The sequence below is a fragment of the Pseudomonas sp. GL-R-26 genome (assembly GCF_019947365.1).
In the GTDB taxonomy this organism is placed as follows: Bacteria; Pseudomonadota; Gammaproteobacteria; order Pseudomonadales; family Pseudomonadaceae; genus Aquipseudomonas.
The window spans coordinates 1-16,847 of sequence record NZ_JAGYGI010000054.1; the positions used below are offsets into that span (position 1 = coordinate 1).

14 protein-coding genes are annotated in these 16,847 nt (G+C 60.3%); 1 reads left to right on the forward strand and 13 read right to left on the reverse strand.

Features of this window, described 5'->3' with window-relative positions; all coding sequences use genetic code 11:
* A partial coding sequence (locus tag KGA96_RS28775; RefSeq protein WP_223515923.1) for a hypothetical protein occupies positions 1-191 on the forward strand: 191 nt, incomplete at its 5' end.
* 64 nt (positions 192-255) lie between these two features.
* On the opposite strand, the gene KGA96_RS28780 is transcribed toward KGA96_RS28775, so the two are convergent.
* The 13 genes from KGA96_RS28780 to KGA96_RS28840 form a co-directional block, all read right to left on the reverse strand.
* Positions 256-1,395, reverse strand: coding sequence for an OmpA family protein (locus KGA96_RS28780; RefSeq protein ID WP_223456726.1), 1,140 nt, complete (start codon positions 1,393-1,395; stop codon positions 256-258).
* Between the two features lie 37 nt (positions 1,396-1,432).
* On the reverse strand, positions 1,433-1,873 hold the full coding sequence (tssE, locus tag KGA96_RS28785; protein ID WP_223456724.1) for a type VI secretion system baseplate subunit TssE: 441 nt from the start codon (positions 1,871-1,873) through the stop codon (positions 1,433-1,435).
* A 2-nt stretch (positions 1,874-1,875) separates the two neighbouring features.
* Positions 1,876-2,412 carry a type VI secretion system lipoprotein TssJ gene (gene tssJ / locus KGA96_RS28790; RefSeq protein ID WP_015095550.1) on the reverse strand — a complete coding sequence of 179 codons (537 nt, stop codon included), beginning with the start codon at positions 2,410-2,412 and terminating at the stop codon, positions 1,876-1,878.
* The gene (gene tssG, locus KGA96_RS28795) at positions 2,393-3,490 is read right to left on the reverse strand and encodes a type VI secretion system baseplate subunit TssG (protein ID WP_223515925.1); all 1,098 of its coding nucleotides are present in this window, start codon (positions 3,488-3,490) and stop codon (positions 2,393-2,395) included. Before tssG ends, tssJ begins: the two co-directional genes overlap by 20 nt.
* Positions 3,454-5,217, reverse strand: coding sequence for a type VI secretion system baseplate subunit TssF (gene tssF / locus KGA96_RS28800; protein WP_223456718.1), 1,764 nt, complete (start codon positions 5,215-5,217; stop codon positions 3,454-3,456). The genes tssG and tssF overlap by 37 nt, the downstream gene beginning before the upstream one ends.
* Positions 5,218-5,244: 27 nt before the next feature.
* Positions 5,245-6,831, reverse strand: a complete 1,587-nt coding sequence (gene tssA / locus KGA96_RS28805; RefSeq protein WP_223515928.1) for a type VI secretion system protein TssA — start codon at positions 6,829-6,831, stop codon at positions 5,245-5,247.
* Positions 6,828-10,208, reverse strand: a complete 3,381-nt coding sequence (locus KGA96_RS28810) for an ImcF-related family protein (protein ID WP_223515931.1) — start codon at positions 10,206-10,208, stop codon at positions 6,828-6,830. The genes tssA and KGA96_RS28810 overlap by 4 nt, the downstream gene beginning before the upstream one ends.
* Positions 10,209-10,218: 10 nt before the next feature.
* The gene (locus KGA96_RS28815; RefSeq protein ID WP_223515934.1) at positions 10,219-11,448 is read right to left on the reverse strand and encodes a hypothetical protein; all 1,230 of its coding nucleotides are present in this window, start codon (positions 11,446-11,448) and stop codon (positions 10,219-10,221) included.
* Between the two features lie 2 nt (positions 11,449-11,450).
* A complete protein-coding gene (locus KGA96_RS28820; protein WP_223515937.1) occupies positions 11,451-11,714 on the reverse strand; it encodes a PAAR domain-containing protein in 264 nt (87 codons plus the stop codon).
* Between the two features lie 50 nt (positions 11,715-11,764).
* Positions 11,765-12,217, reverse strand: coding sequence for a lysozyme inhibitor LprI family protein (locus KGA96_RS28825; protein ID WP_223515940.1), 453 nt, complete (start codon positions 12,215-12,217; stop codon positions 11,765-11,767).
* Positions 12,218-12,314: 97 nt separating this feature from the next.
* Positions 12,315-12,809 carry a hypothetical protein gene (locus KGA96_RS28830; protein ID WP_223515943.1) on the reverse strand — a complete coding sequence of 165 codons (495 nt, stop codon included), beginning with the start codon at positions 12,807-12,809 and terminating at the stop codon, positions 12,315-12,317.
* The gene (locus KGA96_RS28835; protein WP_223515946.1) at positions 12,806-15,526 is read right to left on the reverse strand and encodes a glycoside hydrolase family 19 protein; all 2,721 of its coding nucleotides are present in this window, start codon (positions 15,524-15,526) and stop codon (positions 12,806-12,808) included. The genes KGA96_RS28830 and KGA96_RS28835 overlap by 4 nt, the downstream gene beginning before the upstream one ends.
* 55 nt (positions 15,527-15,581) lie before the next feature.
* Positions 15,582-16,847 (reverse strand): DUF2345 domain-containing protein (locus tag KGA96_RS28840; RefSeq protein WP_223515949.1); only part of this gene is annotated, 1,266 nt, incomplete at its 5' end.

The window sequence follows — 16,847 nt, forward strand, 5'->3', positions numbered from 1 at the left end:
CGTTGCCTTATCCGCCGGGGGTTCTGTGCGTGGTGCCAGGTGAAATCTGGGGCGGCGCGGTGCTCAAGTACTTCCTGGCCCTGGAAGAAGGCATCAACCGCTTGCCCGGCTTCACGCCGGAGTTGCAGGGGGTTTATCTGAAGGAGCATGAGGGGCGTATTCGCGCTTATGGATATGTGATCAAGGCTTGACCCCTGTGCAGGCGTAGCCGCGGGCACGGACCGCGGCTACGCCTGTATTTCCCTCCCCCCTCGCCTACACGGGGCGCTCCCCTGACGCCGTTTGCCCGCATGCACCCGCTTGTGGCAACAGGCTGATTTCAACCCGTCGGTTCGCCGCACGCCCGGTTTCGCTGTCATCACTGCTGACAGGCTGGCTGGCGGCAAACCCCTGCACCGCAAAGCAACTGTCAGGAATATCACCCATGCGTTGCATCCAGTCACGCACGGCCGAGGCCCGGGCGTGGGAAAGCTGCTGATTGTGCTGCGCACTGCCTCGACCATCCGTATGCCCGCCAATGACGATCAGCCAGCCGGGCTGGGCCTTGATGTCGACCAGGGCGCTGATCAGGATCTTGGTCGAGCCCGGCTTGAGCTCGGCGCTGCCGGCCTCGAACAACGACAGGCTGTCCAGGCGCACCGGCGCGACAATAGTCGGTGGCGGCTGCAATAGATGCGCCAGGCGTTGCTCGGCGACGCCGGTCGAGCCCAGCCACCAGGCTCCGCTGACCAGGCCCGTCACAACGGCTGCAGCGCAAAGCCACCGGGCCAGGGGACGCTTCGCCGGCGGCATTTCAGGCATGGGCAAGGGGTTGGGCGGCAATATCACCACGGGCATCATCACAGCCGGCGCCGGCTCCCTTGCAGGCGGTGATAGCGTGCCGACCACAACGCTGCTGCGCTGCATGCGCCGGATCAGGCTCTCGATCTGCTGGCGCAAGGCATGCAGGGCCACCACCGGCGCTTGTGCCTGCAGCTCCAGGCGCTGCTGCAAACGCGCCAGCCCGCTGTCCAGTTGAAGCAACTCGGGGAAGTGTTGTGTTCCCGGCGCCAGATTGCGCAACAACGCCTGCCACTGCACGCACAGCCAGACGAGGATATCCAGGCGCACCGACGCCATGGGTGGCCAACAGGCCGCCCACTGGCCGCACAGGGTTTCGATCAGCGTCACCCCCTGGGTCATGCCTTCCACGCCATGCCGCTGGCTGCGCGCCAGGGCAAACGCGGCGGCCGTCTGCAGGTCTGCGCCGTTGTGTTCGAACAGTGCCAGGCACCACTGCTCCACTCTCGCCCAATCTACATCGGGACAGGCCGGATGACTCAACTTCGCCAGCTCTTCGCGCAGCGCAATAAACTCACCGTAACCGCGCGGATCACCGCCCAGTCGAATACGCATTTCAAATAGCACCGTCAGCCTCCGTTGCTTTATAAGTTCAGGATTTCGACAGCCATTGCTGTCGTTTCAGATGGCGCACCAGGACTTTGCCCTCCGCTGCCAGTGTGGTACCGAAGGTCACCTGCCGGCCGCTTTTGAGCAGCACGTCGAGGCTGTAGTCCAGATGGCCTGGCAAAGCTTGCTCGAGCAACTCGATGTGCACGGTCGCCAGACGCGGTTCGTACTTGTTCAGGGTGTCCTGCATGGCCCTCATCAACACGTGCGCCGAGCCCGGCAGGCCCTGGAGGATCTGGCCCATGTCGGGAAGACCGTAATCGGGCAGGTGCGCGAGTGTTCCGGCCCGGCTGTTGAGGATGCGTTGCAGGTTGTCCAGTACCGACAGCGTGTGCTGGTCCTCTTCATTGACTTGATACAGGTCCAGGTCACCGTCGAAGTTCTGCAGCAGTGTTTCGTAAAGCGATGGATTGAGGTCAGGCATGGTCAGTCCCGGGCCAATGCGCGCAGGGTCAATTGGTTGTCCCCCAGCTCGATGACCCGTGCCCGGTCCGGGTCGAGATCGTCGCGGTTCAAGGTCAGGCGCCAGGTATTCATCTGCACATCGGGGTTACGAAACAGCGCGACCACCGTGACGAAACGCGCGTCCTTGTCCAGCGGCACATCCAGTTTCGCGCCCTCGCCAGGCTTGATCACCAGCGCCCGGGTATCGAGCAAATTGCCGGCCAGCGCCTGCTCGTCGCCACCGAGCAGGCTGTCGTAGGAAGCCCTCTGCAGCGCCTTGCTGTCGCTCAGTTGATAGACCCGCACCAGCGTCGGGACCGACATCGCATTCATGTCCGCAACATCAGTGTTGATGGCCGTGCGGGCACTGAAATCCAGGCGCAAGTCTTTCACCTGTTTGTAGAAAATCGAGCGGGTGGCAGATGCCGTGCCTTCCGAGACAGTCTGAGTGACACCACAGCCGGCGAGCACTACCGCCAGCGTCGTCAGGATCAATGAATTACCAACGGTACGCGACATGCTGTGCTTCCCTGTTCCGAGTGTTTTTCGACAGGCCCTGGTAGCGGCCCAGATTGATGGTGATGGTGTCGTGTTCCGCGCCCTGCCAGGTGTCACTGCCCGAACCCAACATGCCGGTCATGCCCAGGCGGATCGGCGCCCGCCCCAGCACCGGTTGCGGCAAGCTGCGCACCGGCAGCGACAACTGCAGCCTGGCGGTGCAGCGCCAGCCCAGGTAGACCCGCAGCAACACCAGCAGATCGTTATACAACTGGCCATCGGGCAACCAGCCCCGTGCTTCGTCCCGGTCCCTGGTGAACAGCGCCAAGTGCAGCTGGCTGTTGGCATCGAACCCGTTGTTCCCCAGCGGCGTGCCCTGGGACAGGCTGACCGGACGACTCGCGGACAGACTCGCCGGATGGGCCAGGGGGATTCTCTGTGGCCAGTGCGGCGTGATCCTGGCCCGGGTCTCTGGAGCCAGCAGCGACACCAGAGCGGTGATGCCCTCGGCGTTGCGGGTGGGCATGCGCATCACACTAAGCAGCGCGAGAAACCGCGAAACCGGCGTGGCAATGCGCTTGGCCGTGCCGGGGATGCCAAGACCGACCAGACCCAGCAGACACTGCGACGTCGCATCACTGCCGCCGGCTTCGAAGGTGGCCGGGTAGGAATACTTGCGCCAGATCCGATAGAACTGGGTGAAGATCCGGTGGTTGAAAATATCCAGAAACGCCTCAAGCACCTCATGCCCGTCGCGGCGCTGGGCAATGTCGTCGACAAAAGCCGTCGGCAATGGCGAATCCACGCCGTACAAGCCCAACAGCCGCGTACGCACCGTCGCCGGACGCAGCGGCTGCCGGTCATCGATCTCGATGTACTTCAGCTCACCGGCGGGAAAGCCCATGCCGGGGTCCGGGCGAAACCGTACCGGGTCGTCCGCCGGATGGCTGGTGCTGCCCAGCGGCGGATGGCCTGGCAGGGCTTGCTCCAGCAGCTGGCAGAACCGATACAGACTGGCCTCGGCCACCCGCCCCTCCAGCACCTCGAGCAATCCGCAGGCTTTCAGCCGGGAATACGCTGACTGTGGTTCTCGTTCCATCGCAGGCACTTTCCAGTAGGTTGAAGGATCAGCGTGAGCTGGTTGAACAGGTGAATGTCGGCGTACAGCGCGAAGAAGCGATGGAGCATTTCGCCGAACAGGCTGATGTCGCCCTCGCCGCAAAAACCATGGGCGTCGAGGGTCACTTCGATGTCCACGCCGCGCAGCAGAAAGCCCTTTTCGAACCGCTGCACCAGGTGGTGCCTGACTTCGACGATGGCCGCCAGGCGACGGCGGTTCAGTTCGCTGCCGGTCCAGTCGTACAGCGCCAGGGTGCCGCGCAGCACTTCGGCGTTATCGAGCATCGGCAGGAAGTTGGAGCCCAGGTGGCTGAGTACGCGCCAGTGGAAACGATCGCGGTTCGGCGGATAGCACGGCAAGGTCGGGGCGCTCAGATTGCGCACGCGCAAGCCGCTCAAGGCGGTGTTGACCAGCCCATCAAGCAGGGTGCTTTGCAGCGCCTTGCGTGGCAGCAGGCCGTGGGTCCCGGTCAGTTGCAGGGACAGGCTCTGGCTGCCCTGCAAGCGATCCTGATCGAAGCCGTCGCCCCCGAGAATCAGCCAGGTATCGTGCAGGCCAATGGCGCCTCGCTTGAGGCGGGTATGGAAGTAACGCTCGGGCGCCTCGTCGCGCAACATTCCGCCCTTGTGACGAAAACTGCTGAACGGCACATAGTCCAGACGCTCGGTGTTCTTCGATGCGGTGACCCGGTCCACCGAGTAAATTTCCGTGTGCCCGTCCTGCAGGCGCATGGGACGCAACAGGTAGTCGGTTTGCAATGGATCCAGCGGCATCGGATCGGCTTCCAGGGTGAACAGATTGATCACCGGTACCGCATGCAGGCGAAGGTGTTCGGCGCTCAGGTTGAATGCCTGCGGCCACGACTCGCGCAGGACCACCTCCAGTTCGAACCAGGGCATATCCGCAGTGATGTTCACCTGCTCCAGGCCATGGAGGGTGACGAACATGAACTTCTCGCGGAAGGTGAAATATTCCAGCAACAACTGATAGCCGCTGAACGCGCTGTCGCCCTTTGGCCACAAACGGTCCTCGTCGGCAAAGCCCTTGGGCGCGAAATGACCTGCCAGTGCAACTCGTTGCGCCTCGCCCGGCAGGCGCACATACAACGCCTGGGCATGCAGGGTCAGGGCCTGATGCAGCGCGCTGGCCAGAGGGGCATCGGCGTTCAGGTACATCGGCACGCGGCTGAGGTCGATCTGGCTCCAGTCGATCGCCGTTGCGCAGGCAAACCGCAGGCGCAGCAGCGAGCGGCCGTCGGGCTCATGGGCCAGGCGCAAGGATTGCAATTCGATGGGTTGCAGCCGCAGGTCCTGGGTGGTGGTGTAACGGCATACGGTACGCTGCGGCCCGATGGGTTGCGAGAGCACCTCCTGGCCGGCGGCGATCAGCTCGCTGCGCCTGAGCTGTGCCAGTTCCACCTGGAACTCGACGATCGACAGCGAGGGAATGGTGCGCAGGTAATGGGGCCACAACAGGCTGACCAGGCCTTCGGTCAACTCCGGCAAGTCGTCGTCGAGCTTTTCGCGCAGGCGCCCCATCAAGAAAGCGAAGCCCTCGAACAGACGCTCCACATAGGGATCGCGGGCGCCGGGTTTGTCCAGGTTCAACTGCGCCGCGCGGTCGGGAAACGCTTGCGCAAACTCCTGCCCGGCTTCGCGCAGGTAGCGCATCTCGGCGTCGTAATAACGCAGTGTCAGATTGTCCATGCTGTAAATAATCCTGATAAATGGGGTTCAACCGCACAGTACGGCGGCGCGTACCGGATCGATGGCAACCAGCGCCGCCAGCAACGTCTCCATGCGCCTGGCCAGGGCCGGCTTGTCGGCATCGTTGCGCTGCGCTTTCAGGCGGGTCAGCTTGAGCAGGCGGGCCTTGACCTCGAAATTCAATTCCGGCTCCCAGTCCGCCAAGGCCTGGCGCTCGGCCGTGGCATCCAGTTCACCGAGCAGGTGCAGGGCCAAGTCGTTCTTGCCACATTGCTCGGCCACCCGCGCCATCAGCAGGCGCAGCAGCCAGCGCTGGCGACCGCTGTGAATGTCCGGGCGCGCGGCCAGCCAGGCCAGTGCATGTTCGACGCCGTCGCTGTCGGCCTGGGCCAGCGCCTCGCTTTCCAGGGACAGAATCTCGCCATCGGCCATGACCGCAGCCGGGGCCGCTGCGGGCAGGAGCTGGAGCGACTGTTGCGCGCTTACGTGCTGAGCGATCCATTCACGGGTGGTCTCGTCGGCGAACGGTGTACCGTCGTTCCACCCCAGCGCCTCCAGGCCCGGCAGCCGCTCGAGGAACATACCCAGGTCGCGCTTGACGATGTCGGCCCAGCCGTCGTGAGGCGCCGGTAGTTTGCTCAGGGCCTGGACCAGGTACCACTGCAGGTCCAGCCAGAAATGGTTGACCCCCTCGGCGAACGTGCGCTCGACCTGATCGAGCAATTCGCTCCAGTTCTGCTGCTGATACAGGCGCTTTAGTTGCGCCCGGGATTCGCTCCGGGGCGGCGCCAGGCGCGTGGTGCCGCTGGCGTCCTGCAGGGGCGGCTCGTGCAAGGTGTCCCAGCGCAGGCTTTTCATCAGGCGGTGCGCCGCCAGCCAGCCTTGTGGCTGGTCGCGCAGGTAACCGGCCAAGGTCCGGCCGCTGTCCAACAGGTCGCGCCCGGACTTGATGGCCAGGCTACCCGGGGGGCTGGCCTGGCTGACGGACTCGTGACTGGCGCTGTGCTGGGGCACTACGGCATCGACCCCGCCGGACTGCGCCAGGCGCGCCGACAACGCCCCATGCAACGCATCCAGCTGCGGCCGCTGATCCTCGGGCCAGGCTTGCAACCCATGTTCAAGCCAGGCCAGCGCCGCCACCGTGCGTTCCGCCTCGGCCTTGACCACCTCCGGGTACAGCGACAGGCTGTCCAGCACCTTGCCGCCGGTCAACCACTCCAGGGCCATCTTGCGGCTGTTGGCCCTCACGGGAAGCACATCGCCGGCGTACCGCTCAACCAGCGCCGCCAATAAACCAAGGCCATCGGCCAACCCTGTCTCACCGTCCTTCTGCAGGCGTGCCCACAGGTAGTAAGTGGCGACGCGCAGATCCTTGCAGCGCTGGCCGAGCAACTTCTCCGCCAGCTGAATCACCTCGTCGACGTTCGCGCCGGAGAGCTTGTTGACCTCTTCACGCATGCGCTGGAAGTCATCGTCGTAACCCGGGTCTTCACCGACCGGCGACTGCGCACTGATGGGCTGCAACCAGGATTGCCAGCAGTCGGCCTGGGTACGGGCAAGGGCCAGCGGGTCACGTTCGCCGAGGCAACGGGTGATCAGTTTGAGCAGGCTCATGGGTAACTTCCATTCTGCGCATAAGGCTGCGCTTGAGTGCCTTCGCCGAGAAAAATCTGCGCCGGCAATTCAAAGCCGCGCAACTTGAGCAACGTCAGCGGCCCTGCGCCCAGTTCAGTGCGCAGGTGCCAGGTCAGGTCGAGGCCGTCGGGGGCCCGAAGCTGCACGCGGTACTGGCTGTCGGTGTCGTTCAGGGCGGTGATTTTTGCCTGTTCGAGCAGGCGGATCAGGCCCCAGGTGCCTTCGTAATCGCCGTAAAGGCGTTCATTGGCCAGCACGCTGATCCACAGCAAACGCGTGCCCGGATGCTGGCTGAAGCCCGGCCAGCTGAAGCGCTGCCAGCGTTCCTTCTGGTTAAAGTACTCATGCTTTTCGCCGTTGAGGATGAAAGTGGTCTGCACCACGTCACGCACCGGCTTGCCGCGCAGCTCGAAGCTCAGGCCCATGCCGCCGTCGGTGTAGAGCACGTCGGCGAGGTGGCTGAGCTGGTTGATCGCCGCGAGGAACTTCGGGTTGAAGTGCAGACCCTGGCTGTGCCGCGCGTCGGCCACCCAGCGGCTGCCTTCCTTGCGCAGCACACCGCCCAATTGCTGCTGGAGGAACTGGTCGATGCGCCCGGCGTCGGCGCGGATCATCTGCCCGAGCATCGGCAGCGAGGCGTCACTGCCGGTGGCAGCAAAGGGGTAGCGCCCGGCAAACGCGCCCTGCCAGTCGCGTACGATCGCCCGCTGCCACTGGCTGTTGAGGCCGGCCACCGAGGGTTGCAGGACTCGCTGCCAGGCCTGCTCCAGCGGCTGCACGAACAGGGTCTGGCCGACGCCGTCCCACTCGGCGCCGAGGCTGGCGGCGAGCAGGCTGCCGTAGGCCTGGGTGTCGGTGAGGTCGACGCTGTGGCCCTGGAACACACTTTGCGCCAGGGCCTGGGTCATTGCCTGGGGATTAGGTGCGTTGCTCACTTGCTGCAACTTCAGGCGCACCCGGGTGACGCGGTTGAGGAAGGCTTGCAGGCTCATGCGCTCGCTGTCGTTGGCGTTGTCGGCGTCTTTTCCGAGCAAGGTCAACAATAGCCCAAAGGTGGCGTCCAGCGGGCTGCCTCCGCCGGGCTTGGCCTGCTCGATCACCGGCACTGGCTCCTTGCCGAGCAGTTGCTGCGCCGACTGCACCAGCGAGTCGGCCAGCGCCTGACGACGGGTGCCGGCCTGGCCCTGATAGGCCAGGGTATTCATCAGCGCGATCAGCGGCGACTGGCGCACATCGCTCATCAGCGCCAACTGGTCGATCACCTCGCCAAGGCTGTCCACCGGTTGCCAGCGCAACTGGTTGAGAAAATCCAGCCAGGCGTTGGCGTAGTCCTGGAAGTAACGTTCGGTCAGGCGTTGCTTGAGCTGCTCCGGGCTCAGGTCGGCGGCGAGACGCGCCGGATTGTCGCTGAGCACCCAGTCGATCTCTTCGCGGCGCGCCTCGGCGATGGCGTCGATGGCCGGGCGTATCTGGCCTTCCCAGGCTTGGCGGGTGAACACCCCCGGCACCTCGGCCGAAGTGGCAAACAGCGTCGATGCCTCGGTGTCGCCGACCATCTGCGCCAGGCTCAGCACCGGCGCGTGATTGGCGGCGTTGTCGAGCACGGATTGGTACAGGCTGGCTTCGCCGTTGCGCTGGCCCAGCTGGCCGATCAGCACCTGGCGGACTTGGGCCACCAGCTTGGGATCGGCGTCGATGCGCCAGTCTGGGTGGGCGGCCAGTTGTTCGGTGTAGAACTGCCACAAGCTCGGTGCCAGGGCGTGCCAGAGTCCAGGGGAAAAGTCGGCGCTTTGCGGCTCGGTGTCCACCAGGGCTTGAGCAAGAAAGGCAGGATCGGTTTTTTCCGGGCGGGCCAGCATCAGGTAGGCCTTGAGTTGCGTGTAGGCAGATTGCGCGCGCTTGGCACGCTCGGGGCTGTCCGGTGGCAGCTTGACCAGGGCGTTGAGCTGGGCCTTGAGCGTGGCCGCTGCCGGGTCACGCAACAGGCGCTGGTTGGCCTCGACGTAACGCGGCCATAGCGTGGCCAGCAGTGCGTCGTTCTGGTTCAGGCCGAAACGCTGGTACCACGGCGTGCCGTGGGTGGCGCGGTAATCCAGGCGGCCCAGTTCGCGAGTCAGTTCGTTGAGCGCGCTCAGTTGGGCGTCGCCGGGGGTGGCTTGCTGCAGTGCGGTCAGCGAGGTTTGCAAATGGTGGATCTGCACGCGGTTGCTGAGGAACGACAGCAGCAGGCCGGCGCCCCAGACCAGGGCCACGGTCAAGGCCAAGCCATAAACAACGCGCGGGGCGCTCCAGCCCAGGCGACGGCTTGGTTGTTTTGGTTCGCCGAGCACGCCTTGCCAGGCAGGGTCCATGGGCCAGAAGTGCTCTTCCTCGCGCAGGGTCTTACCCGGCAGTGGCAGGCTGAACCACAGACCGCGCAACGGCAGATCCTGCCTGGAACTGCCGAACCACGGCGTCAGTACCTTACGCCAGCGGGACACGCCTTTGACCTCCAGGTCCCTCGCCAGGCGCGCCAGGAAATCATGCGCCATAGTCTTGTTCATCTGCGCCCAGCCTTCCTGACGCATGGGGCCCAGCAGACTGTGCAGCGACGTTTCCAGTTCTGTTGCGGACAGGCGTGACGGCAGCGCACAACCCACCGCCTGACTTGGGCGCTTGTCCTGCACCCAATTACTGGCACAAACCTGCCACAGGTGCAGGGGCAGCGACCAGCCCAGCGAACCTGCGAGGTCTTGCAGGTGCCGCGCGCCTTTACCCATGTGGTAGTCGTCAGCGCTTTGCTCGGCATTCAACGCCCAGACTATGCCGTCGAGGGCCCGCCAGCGGGTCAAGCGGCGATAGCGCTCGATCACAACATCGTCCAGCTGGTTTTGCACACTGCCGCCCCAGAGCAGCACGGTGTCATCATCAACCAGCCAATGGTCCCGGGTCAGGCCGGGCGCAATAGCCTGGATTTGTTCGGGTTCGCCGACAATGAGCAGGAGTCGGACCTTGGGATGCCAAAAACCGCGGTGGCGCGCCCGCAACGAAGTTCTAATCCTGGCTTCCCATTGTCTGTCCTCGGCGCCAGCCGAATTTGCAGAAGGCCGTTGCGCAGGCTGGGGCTTATCGTCCGACTCAAATGGTTGATAAGTAGCACCGCCAATCCACCGGCCTATCAATTGGTAACCACCCAGGAACACCACCAGCACAATAGTGGTCGCCGAGCTCACCGCAAGCCAAAACGTTTGCCGGACACTACCCGATGCCATGCCCAACGACTCGGGATGGCGCCAGAGCAGCACACTCAAGACCAATCCGGCCATCAACAGCACACTCGCCAGCACACCCAACCCTACAGAGCGTCGAAACTGCATTCGAGATTTCCTATTTCGAAAGGGGTGACACGGGCATCAACACCGTGCTCCAAAGGCCATCGGCGGCAGTTCCGCCGCTGAAAATGAATTGCGGCCCGGCGCCGCGTTCAATCGTTTGCGCCGCAGCGGCGATGGCCAGCCAAGGTGAGGCTTTCCCCGGCTGCCCGAGCAACGCATCGAGGTTGCACAAAGCCTTTGGCAACTGAACCGGCATGGGCACGTCCATCAACACGGTGGCGATGGCGGCATGCCGTTGCGGATCGATCCCCGTCAGCCAGACCCGTTTGACCGCCTGCGCTTGCAGCGGCACCCAGTCGAGGGCCTGGCGCGTGGCGCAGAGCAGATCGGCGTCGGTCGGCTTGCGCTCTTGCTCAGGGCGGTGGAGGTAGGCGATAGGTGCCAGGATGGATTGCATCAGGCGGTTGCCCAGCAGCAAACCAACGGCGACTTCCGCGGTGCCTTCGGTCTGCTCCGGCGCAAGCTGTAACGCTACAACCATCAGCATGGCCTGATCGTTGATGCGTTGGTCGAGCCACCGATCAACTGCGGCCAATCCACAGCCCTCGACGGGTACCGTTATTTGGCGAATACCCGACTCAGCCCATGCCTGTTGCCACACTCGGCACAAAAAATCTTCCGAAAAGCTGCTTTCGATCTCCAACAACAAAGCCAATGGCCTGTCGCCAGGCACCTGAGCCAGAGTTTGCGCCAAGTCGCTGAGTACCTGCGTCATCACCCGCAGCAGCAAGTCGTTTGACGATTCATCCGTTCCACAATACAAACGACTGTGGCGTAATGGTGCTTCGCCCAGCCGAGTCGGTTGAGCCTTCAGAGATTGAATACCGCTGCCCAACTTATTCAACTGCTCATCTGACTGGTCATCTGGATTTCGAAAAGCGGTATGCAGGCTAACACTCAACAATTGCTGAGAGCGCCGACCCTGGCGAATTTTACGAATCAGATCTTCCTCACGGGCTGCATCCCAACCTTCGGCTGCTCCCTGTTGGCCGAAATACACCGCCATTCGCAAGAAGCTCAGCACACACCAACCGAAGATCGGTATACCTACGGCCAACTCCCAGAAATCAACAGGCCACTGGGGCAAGGGGTCATCACCAAATACTACCCCCCCGCCCACACCCACCAACAAACACAGCAACAGCAAGCCGAACCAACGCAAAAACCCAGGTTGTGCAGGACGTAGTGCGAGTGGAGGTACTTTATCTAGTCTGACCGGCATGGCTAACTCGCCTCCACTTCAGGCAACGAAGAAATCAATACGCAACCACGGGCGCATAAATGATCGTCAAAGGCGAGTGGAATGTCGTTGTGTTTAAATACAGGGAGCCTCTCGGCAATCACCGTGCGGCCATGGCCAGAAAGTGGACACAGTACCGAGTATCCCTTGTAAGCCACACCGACACCTGCAAATGTCACCTTAACCGAACCTGAGATAAAGTTGCCGGTACCGGTTGTGATGTCACTAATACAAATGGCGCGTTTCATAGCTCATTCCCGCTCAAAAATCTTCTTTAGTTTTTATGCCACCTGAAACTTTAAAAAGACAAATTGTTCAGATAGAGCGTTCTGTCAATAGTTTCTCTAGTCAAGCAAGCATTTTTTACCGCATTAAAAATTTGCTCTCCAGGCAAAAATATAAATGTTTCAATGGCGCAATTTTCATCCCTCAGTTTTATCCAAGCCCTTTGTGATTTTTTTATCTGTTCTTGAAGAACGGAAATTAACACAGGGTTATCAATTAATCGTTCGGCGATATTTTTATGCAACTCTGCGTAAGACTGGTTCAAAAGTTTGTCAGCCTCTATTGCCTTGCTCTTTAAGCAATGATTTTCAATCTGATTATCCCGAATTTCGCAAGACTCTGGAGAGAATCGATTTAAGTCTGCATGGATCGACCCACATACAGTAATCAATGATAAAAAAAGAAGCCTCGCTATCATTGTGTGCCCCTCGAATGCTTCTAAAATATTTTGTTTCGCTGACAACATTGTTCTTTTTTAGTATTCTCCGCCCGACTACAACCTTCTTGCGACCTTCTGCTTCAAGCAGCACGATACGTCAGAGCTTGGATACCATCCTAATGACTTAATAAGGCGGAAACAAAAAACCATTACTTCTAACTAAATCATCTTGCACGTTTATTATCGCCTCACTGTCGATATTTTTTTCACCATAGGAGTTATCTACGCAATCAACAGAAGTAAGTATTTTGTCATTTTTCGCAACCTCCAAAAAAGCTCTTGCCCCTAAAGATTCCTGAGGCACACCTAATACATATGAGTAAGCCGCCCGACGAAAACCAAAATAGGTTGTATACGTACCAACATCCAGCCATCGACTTACTGGCTTCTTATTAGAGAATTGTATATTCATCTCCAGATCGGAGTTCGACCCCACCCTATAACTTATTGTTTTTTTATTTGCACTGGCGCAAAAAGATACAACTCTACCTTTTGCCTCACTCAATCGACATGAGGCAATTACCATCTCGTCGGCTTTGCACAAATCAACTTCACATGCATATACGTTGGCGCTCACGCAGCACACAAACAACAGGTAGTGCTTAATAATTTTTTTCATATTAGTTCTTTCTCGGCGTCTTTGTACGCGGCCCTTCTTTCTTCCAGGCCTGTATTTCCACCGTTGACTTTTTGCGTAATCCTTTTGACATCTAGATAGCCATTTCCACGCTCTTCCCCGTAGATCTTGTAGCTCAACCAGAACCACAGTGCGCTTCTGATCGCGTTTGGCATTTCATTGATTATTTCCGGACTGTTGACAGCGTCCGAAACAGTTCCGAGCCAATATTTTTTGTAATCACGCATATACCCATTATACTTGTCATACCCTGTAATTTGTATTAACCCCCTACCTCGCAAGTTATATCCATCATCAAGGCTGAATGCTCGATTTCCATTTAGTCTTTGAAAGTGCTTCCGCCCAATCTCACGCTGGTTCGCACGCCGAATAATTTTACCCATCGCATTTCTTAAGTATCCATCTTCTTCCGCCTCATCCGGATGATCCCGATAGTAAGCACTAAAAGACTTGAGTGTCGCAGGCGAATACTCCCAACTTTCAGTGACACCTTTCATGGTTGCCCCTACCTCCCCCTTGATTTGTGCGAAAAAGTGGCGTTGCCGCAACCTAGTATTTAATTTAAACTCTTCCAACCGACCATTAATTTCATTCAATACAACATCGATATCGCCTTCGTCTGCAGCGGGAAATATTTGCTTCAACTGCAAAGTTGTGATCTCCAGCGAATGAGCATTTGAAAACAAATTTGCTAGTCCAACCGGATGAAAGTGAAACACCATCCCTTCCTTAGACAACCCAACTTTCCCTGCCACTTCACCCCACCAGCTTAATTGCTTAATTCGCTGTTTCTCCGCCACCCAATTCAAAATCGGTGCCGAGTTGGTATGCCCCAACACCTCATCCAGTGCATCCCACTTGCCCTGCCGGTAAAACCATTCGCTTTCGCTGAGGATCACCAACTGTGCCAACGATTGCGCCAGCGCAGGCACCCGCAATGCTGTTTGCAATTCGTCGGCGGTCATTTTGCCGTTGCGGTCTCGGTCGATGATTTCGTACAGGCGAGTCTGCATCCGCCCTTTGTCCCATTTTTCCGCCCGGTCGCGCAGGCGGTCCTTCGACTCTTCACCGAGCACGCCGGTGACACTGAACAGATAGGACAGGCTCAACTGCGGCAGGGCGTAGTTGTAAAGAACGTCGTAACCGTCCCAGGACCAGGGACTGACCCAGGGCGTAACACCCACCTCCTCACGCACCCAACCGTCCAGCGGTTTTCCGGCTGCGTCATAGAGCAGGCCCTCAAGGCGGTACCAGTTGTAGGTTTTGCCGCTGGCACCGGAGGATGCCTGGATTTTTCGCTCGTTCGGCAAGCCGTCGAGCAGGCTTTTGGGCACCAGCAGGTCGGCATCGCTGCTGGGATTGTCGCGGCTCCAGATGGGCAAAAGGCTGGCGCTGATGTGATCTTGAAGCGCCGACACCGGCGTGCCCTTTGCAAGCTTCAGCCAGGTCTTGTGTTTATCCGGCAGGCGCTGGGCCCAGACACGGCTCGCGGCGAAGAAGGCTTCCACGTCATCATCGCTGAAGACCTCCAGATGCAGCTTTTGCTGTGGCGCGGTTTCGTCGCATTCCTGATACCGGCCGAGATGCCCAATCAGCTCGCCGGCCTTGATGGGCGCAGGCTGCTCGAGTACCACAACGTTGTCAAAAGCCAGTGGTTTGCGCTCACTCTGCAACGAGTCGAAGTACACATACTGGGCGACGCGTTCCAGCTTGCGGAATTCGCCTTCGCCACTGAGGGTTACTGATGCCCCTTTCAACAAACTACCCAGCGTTTTTTCCTCAGAGCTCGGCTCCGGGTAAACACTCAATTCGTCAGTGACAACACAGTATTCGCCACTCGGTAAACGTTCCAGCGAGTTGAATTTCACATAGCCCTGTAACGAGCCATCCGCAGTACATAGAAACGCCGGGCCATGGCTGTTTTCCAGCTTGCGAAAGTTGCCGTTGCCACTGATTGTCACTTGCGCGCCGACGGGCAGAAAGTCGATCACTTGGCCTTGACGATCCATGTGCCGAACATTCGCCCCCCGTTGTTCCGGGTGGCCGGGCATTCTATCGGGAGCGTCGAGTTTGACGCGAAGTACCGGGTTATAAGGCCAGAAGCTTGGGCGTGGCAGCTGTGGAGCCGCTTCATAATGCGCCCAATCTTCCAGGTGCATGTACAGGCTGTAAAAGGTCAGGCCAGGCGGTTCTTCGTCGCTGCCATCCATCTTCGGTGCTTGCAGGTGATGCCGGACCAGCACAAACCCCGAAGCAAACGGCGCTTTGAGGGTGCCCCCTGCCTCTGGATAAAAGGTGCTAAGCGGTGTGTGCTCGGGAACGCGGTAGGCTACAACCTCACCGTCAGCCAGACAGCGCACCTGAGACAGAGCATTGGTGCCTGTGGTACCGGAATCGAAATGCACGCCGCCATGCCACAGACCATTGCGACCCAACGGGTAGTAACCGGCTTGGGCTTTGGCCAGTTGGGTCAACTGCTGCAACGGGTTGCCACGGTCGCCGAAGGGGTGTCTCCAGTTCTTCAGCGGCGGCGTTGACACAGTCGGTCGCGCTAGTGGCGAGAGTATGCGCATGCCGAGTGACGGTGTCGCAGGAGACGATTGTGTCTCGAGTGTCGGAGGTGGCAGATCGGCGCGCCGGGCTCGCTCGCGTCGATAGCTGATCTCGTCCTTAATAACCTCAAAAATGTAGCCGAGCATGTTTATCCGTTCCTTGTGATGAAGCAGGCGTTGTACGAGGTAATGGCGTTCCGGATTAGCCGGAGATTTTGATCAAGCCCAGATGCTTGGCCGCGTAATCGCGCAACTGCGGCAACACGGGTATCTCCGGTACTTGCGTGACCGCACCGCTGTACTCGAAATGCGCCGCCTTGACCTTGTGATCCCCCGCCGTGCCCGACTCGATGCTGTTCGTATCCAGGCTGAAGTAACTGCCCCCGCCGTTGAGGACGATTTTCTTCTTCGCCGTGATGTGGATTTCATCTTCGGTGCTGGTGATGTCCAGGCCATGCCGGGCAATCAGTTCCAGGCGATCGTTCTGCGCCTGCACGCTCACCGGGCCCTGATTGGCGATCAGCTTGATGCCGAGCTTGCGCACGAACAGGCTCAGGCCCTGGCCGACGCCGATGAACAGGCGCTTGACCACGCTGAGGTCGGCTTCACCGCCGGCGTTGAGCATCAGGTTTTTCTCGGCGGCCAGTTGCAGGTGCTGGCCGCTGGTGAGGGCGATGCCTTGCGGGGCGCTGAGCAGCAGGACCTGGGATTTGAGTTGTTCGAGGTCCTGGCGCAACAGGTTCAGTTGTGCTGCGACGTCGGCCGGATCGGCGTTGGCGGTTTGGGCGTCGACCGACAGTTGTTGCAGTTGTTCGCCGGCCTGTTGCAGGCGGCCGACGGCAGCATCCATGTCGAGTTGCGCACCTTTGGCTTTCTCCTGTTTGTCCGCGCTGATGAAAAGACCCTTGCCGCCACGAATGGCGCCCCAATCATCGGTGCGCAGCTCAAACCCTTCCCCGCGCTTCTTGCGCTGGCCATCCACCAGATGCCCCAGATTCAACTGGCTCTTGCCGCCATACTCGGTACTGAGCTTGATGTGCTCCTGCCCCCGCGTGTCATCCATGCGCAACTTGTTGTTGGCCGGCGTGCGCAGCACGTTGCGGTGGTCGTTGCGCTGGGTCACCAGGTCCGGGTGCTGGTCGTCGTGCAGGGCGTGGGCGATGTAGGGGCGGTCCGGGTCGCCCTGCTCGAAGGCGATGGCCACTTCGGTGCCGGCGATCAGTGGCAGGTGCAGGCCGTAGGTGTCGCCGGCGTAGGCGCGGGCCTGGCGCAGCCATTTGCTTTCGCGGCCGGCGGGCCAGGTGTCGCGGTCGAAGAGGAACTTGACCCGGTAGCGCCCTTGCATGTCGATTTCGGTGTAGAGGGGGTTGCTCTGGGGGTGGGTGATGCGTGCCGGCAGGGTGCCGGCGATCTGTGGTTTGGGTGGGACCTCTGGGCGAAAGCACAGGCGCAAGGCGTAGGGCATGGC

Excerpts from the sequence above, each read along its gene's own strand:
- KGA96_RS28830 (WP_223515943.1), bottom strand. The coding sequence starts at position 12,809 with ATGAAAAAAATTATTAAGCACTACCTGTTGTTTGTGTGCTGCGTGAGC.
- KGA96_RS28820 (WP_223515937.1), bottom strand. The coding sequence starts at position 11,714 with ATGAAACGCGCCATTTGTATTAGTGACATCACAACCGGTACCGGCAAC.
- tssF (WP_223456718.1), bottom strand. The coding sequence starts at position 5,217 with ATGGACAATCTGACACTGCGTTATTACGACGCCGAGATGCGCTACCTG.
- KGA96_RS28780 (WP_223456726.1), bottom strand. The coding sequence starts at position 1,395 with ATGCGTATTCGACTGGGCGGTGATCCGCGCGGTTACGGTGAGTTTATT.
- KGA96_RS28835 (WP_223515946.1), bottom strand. The coding sequence starts at position 15,526 with ATGCTCGGCTACATTTTTGAGGTTATTAAGGACGAGATCAGCTATCGA.
- tssG (WP_223515925.1), bottom strand. The coding sequence starts at position 3,490 with ATGGAACGAGAACCACAGTCAGCGTATTCCCGGCTGAAAGCCTGCGGA.
- tssJ (WP_015095550.1), bottom strand. The coding sequence starts at position 2,412 with ATGTCGCGTACCGTTGGTAATTCATTGATCCTGACGACGCTGGCGGTA.
- KGA96_RS28810 (WP_223515931.1), bottom strand. The coding sequence starts at position 10,208 with ATGCAGTTTCGACGCTCTGTAGGGTTGGGTGTGCTGGCGAGTGTGCTG.
- tssE (WP_223456724.1), bottom strand. The coding sequence starts at position 1,873 with ATGCCTGACCTCAATCCATCGCTTTACGAAACACTGCTGCAGAACTTC.
- KGA96_RS28815 (WP_223515934.1), bottom strand. The coding sequence starts at position 11,448 with ATGCCGGTCAGACTAGATAAAGTACCTCCACTCGCACTACGTCCTGCA.
- KGA96_RS28825 (WP_223515940.1), bottom strand. The coding sequence starts at position 12,217 with ATGTTGTCAGCGAAACAAAATATTTTAGAAGCATTCGAGGGGCACACA.
- tssA (WP_223515928.1), bottom strand. The coding sequence starts at position 6,831 with ATGAGCCTGCTCAAACTGATCACCCGTTGCCTCGGCGAACGTGACCCG.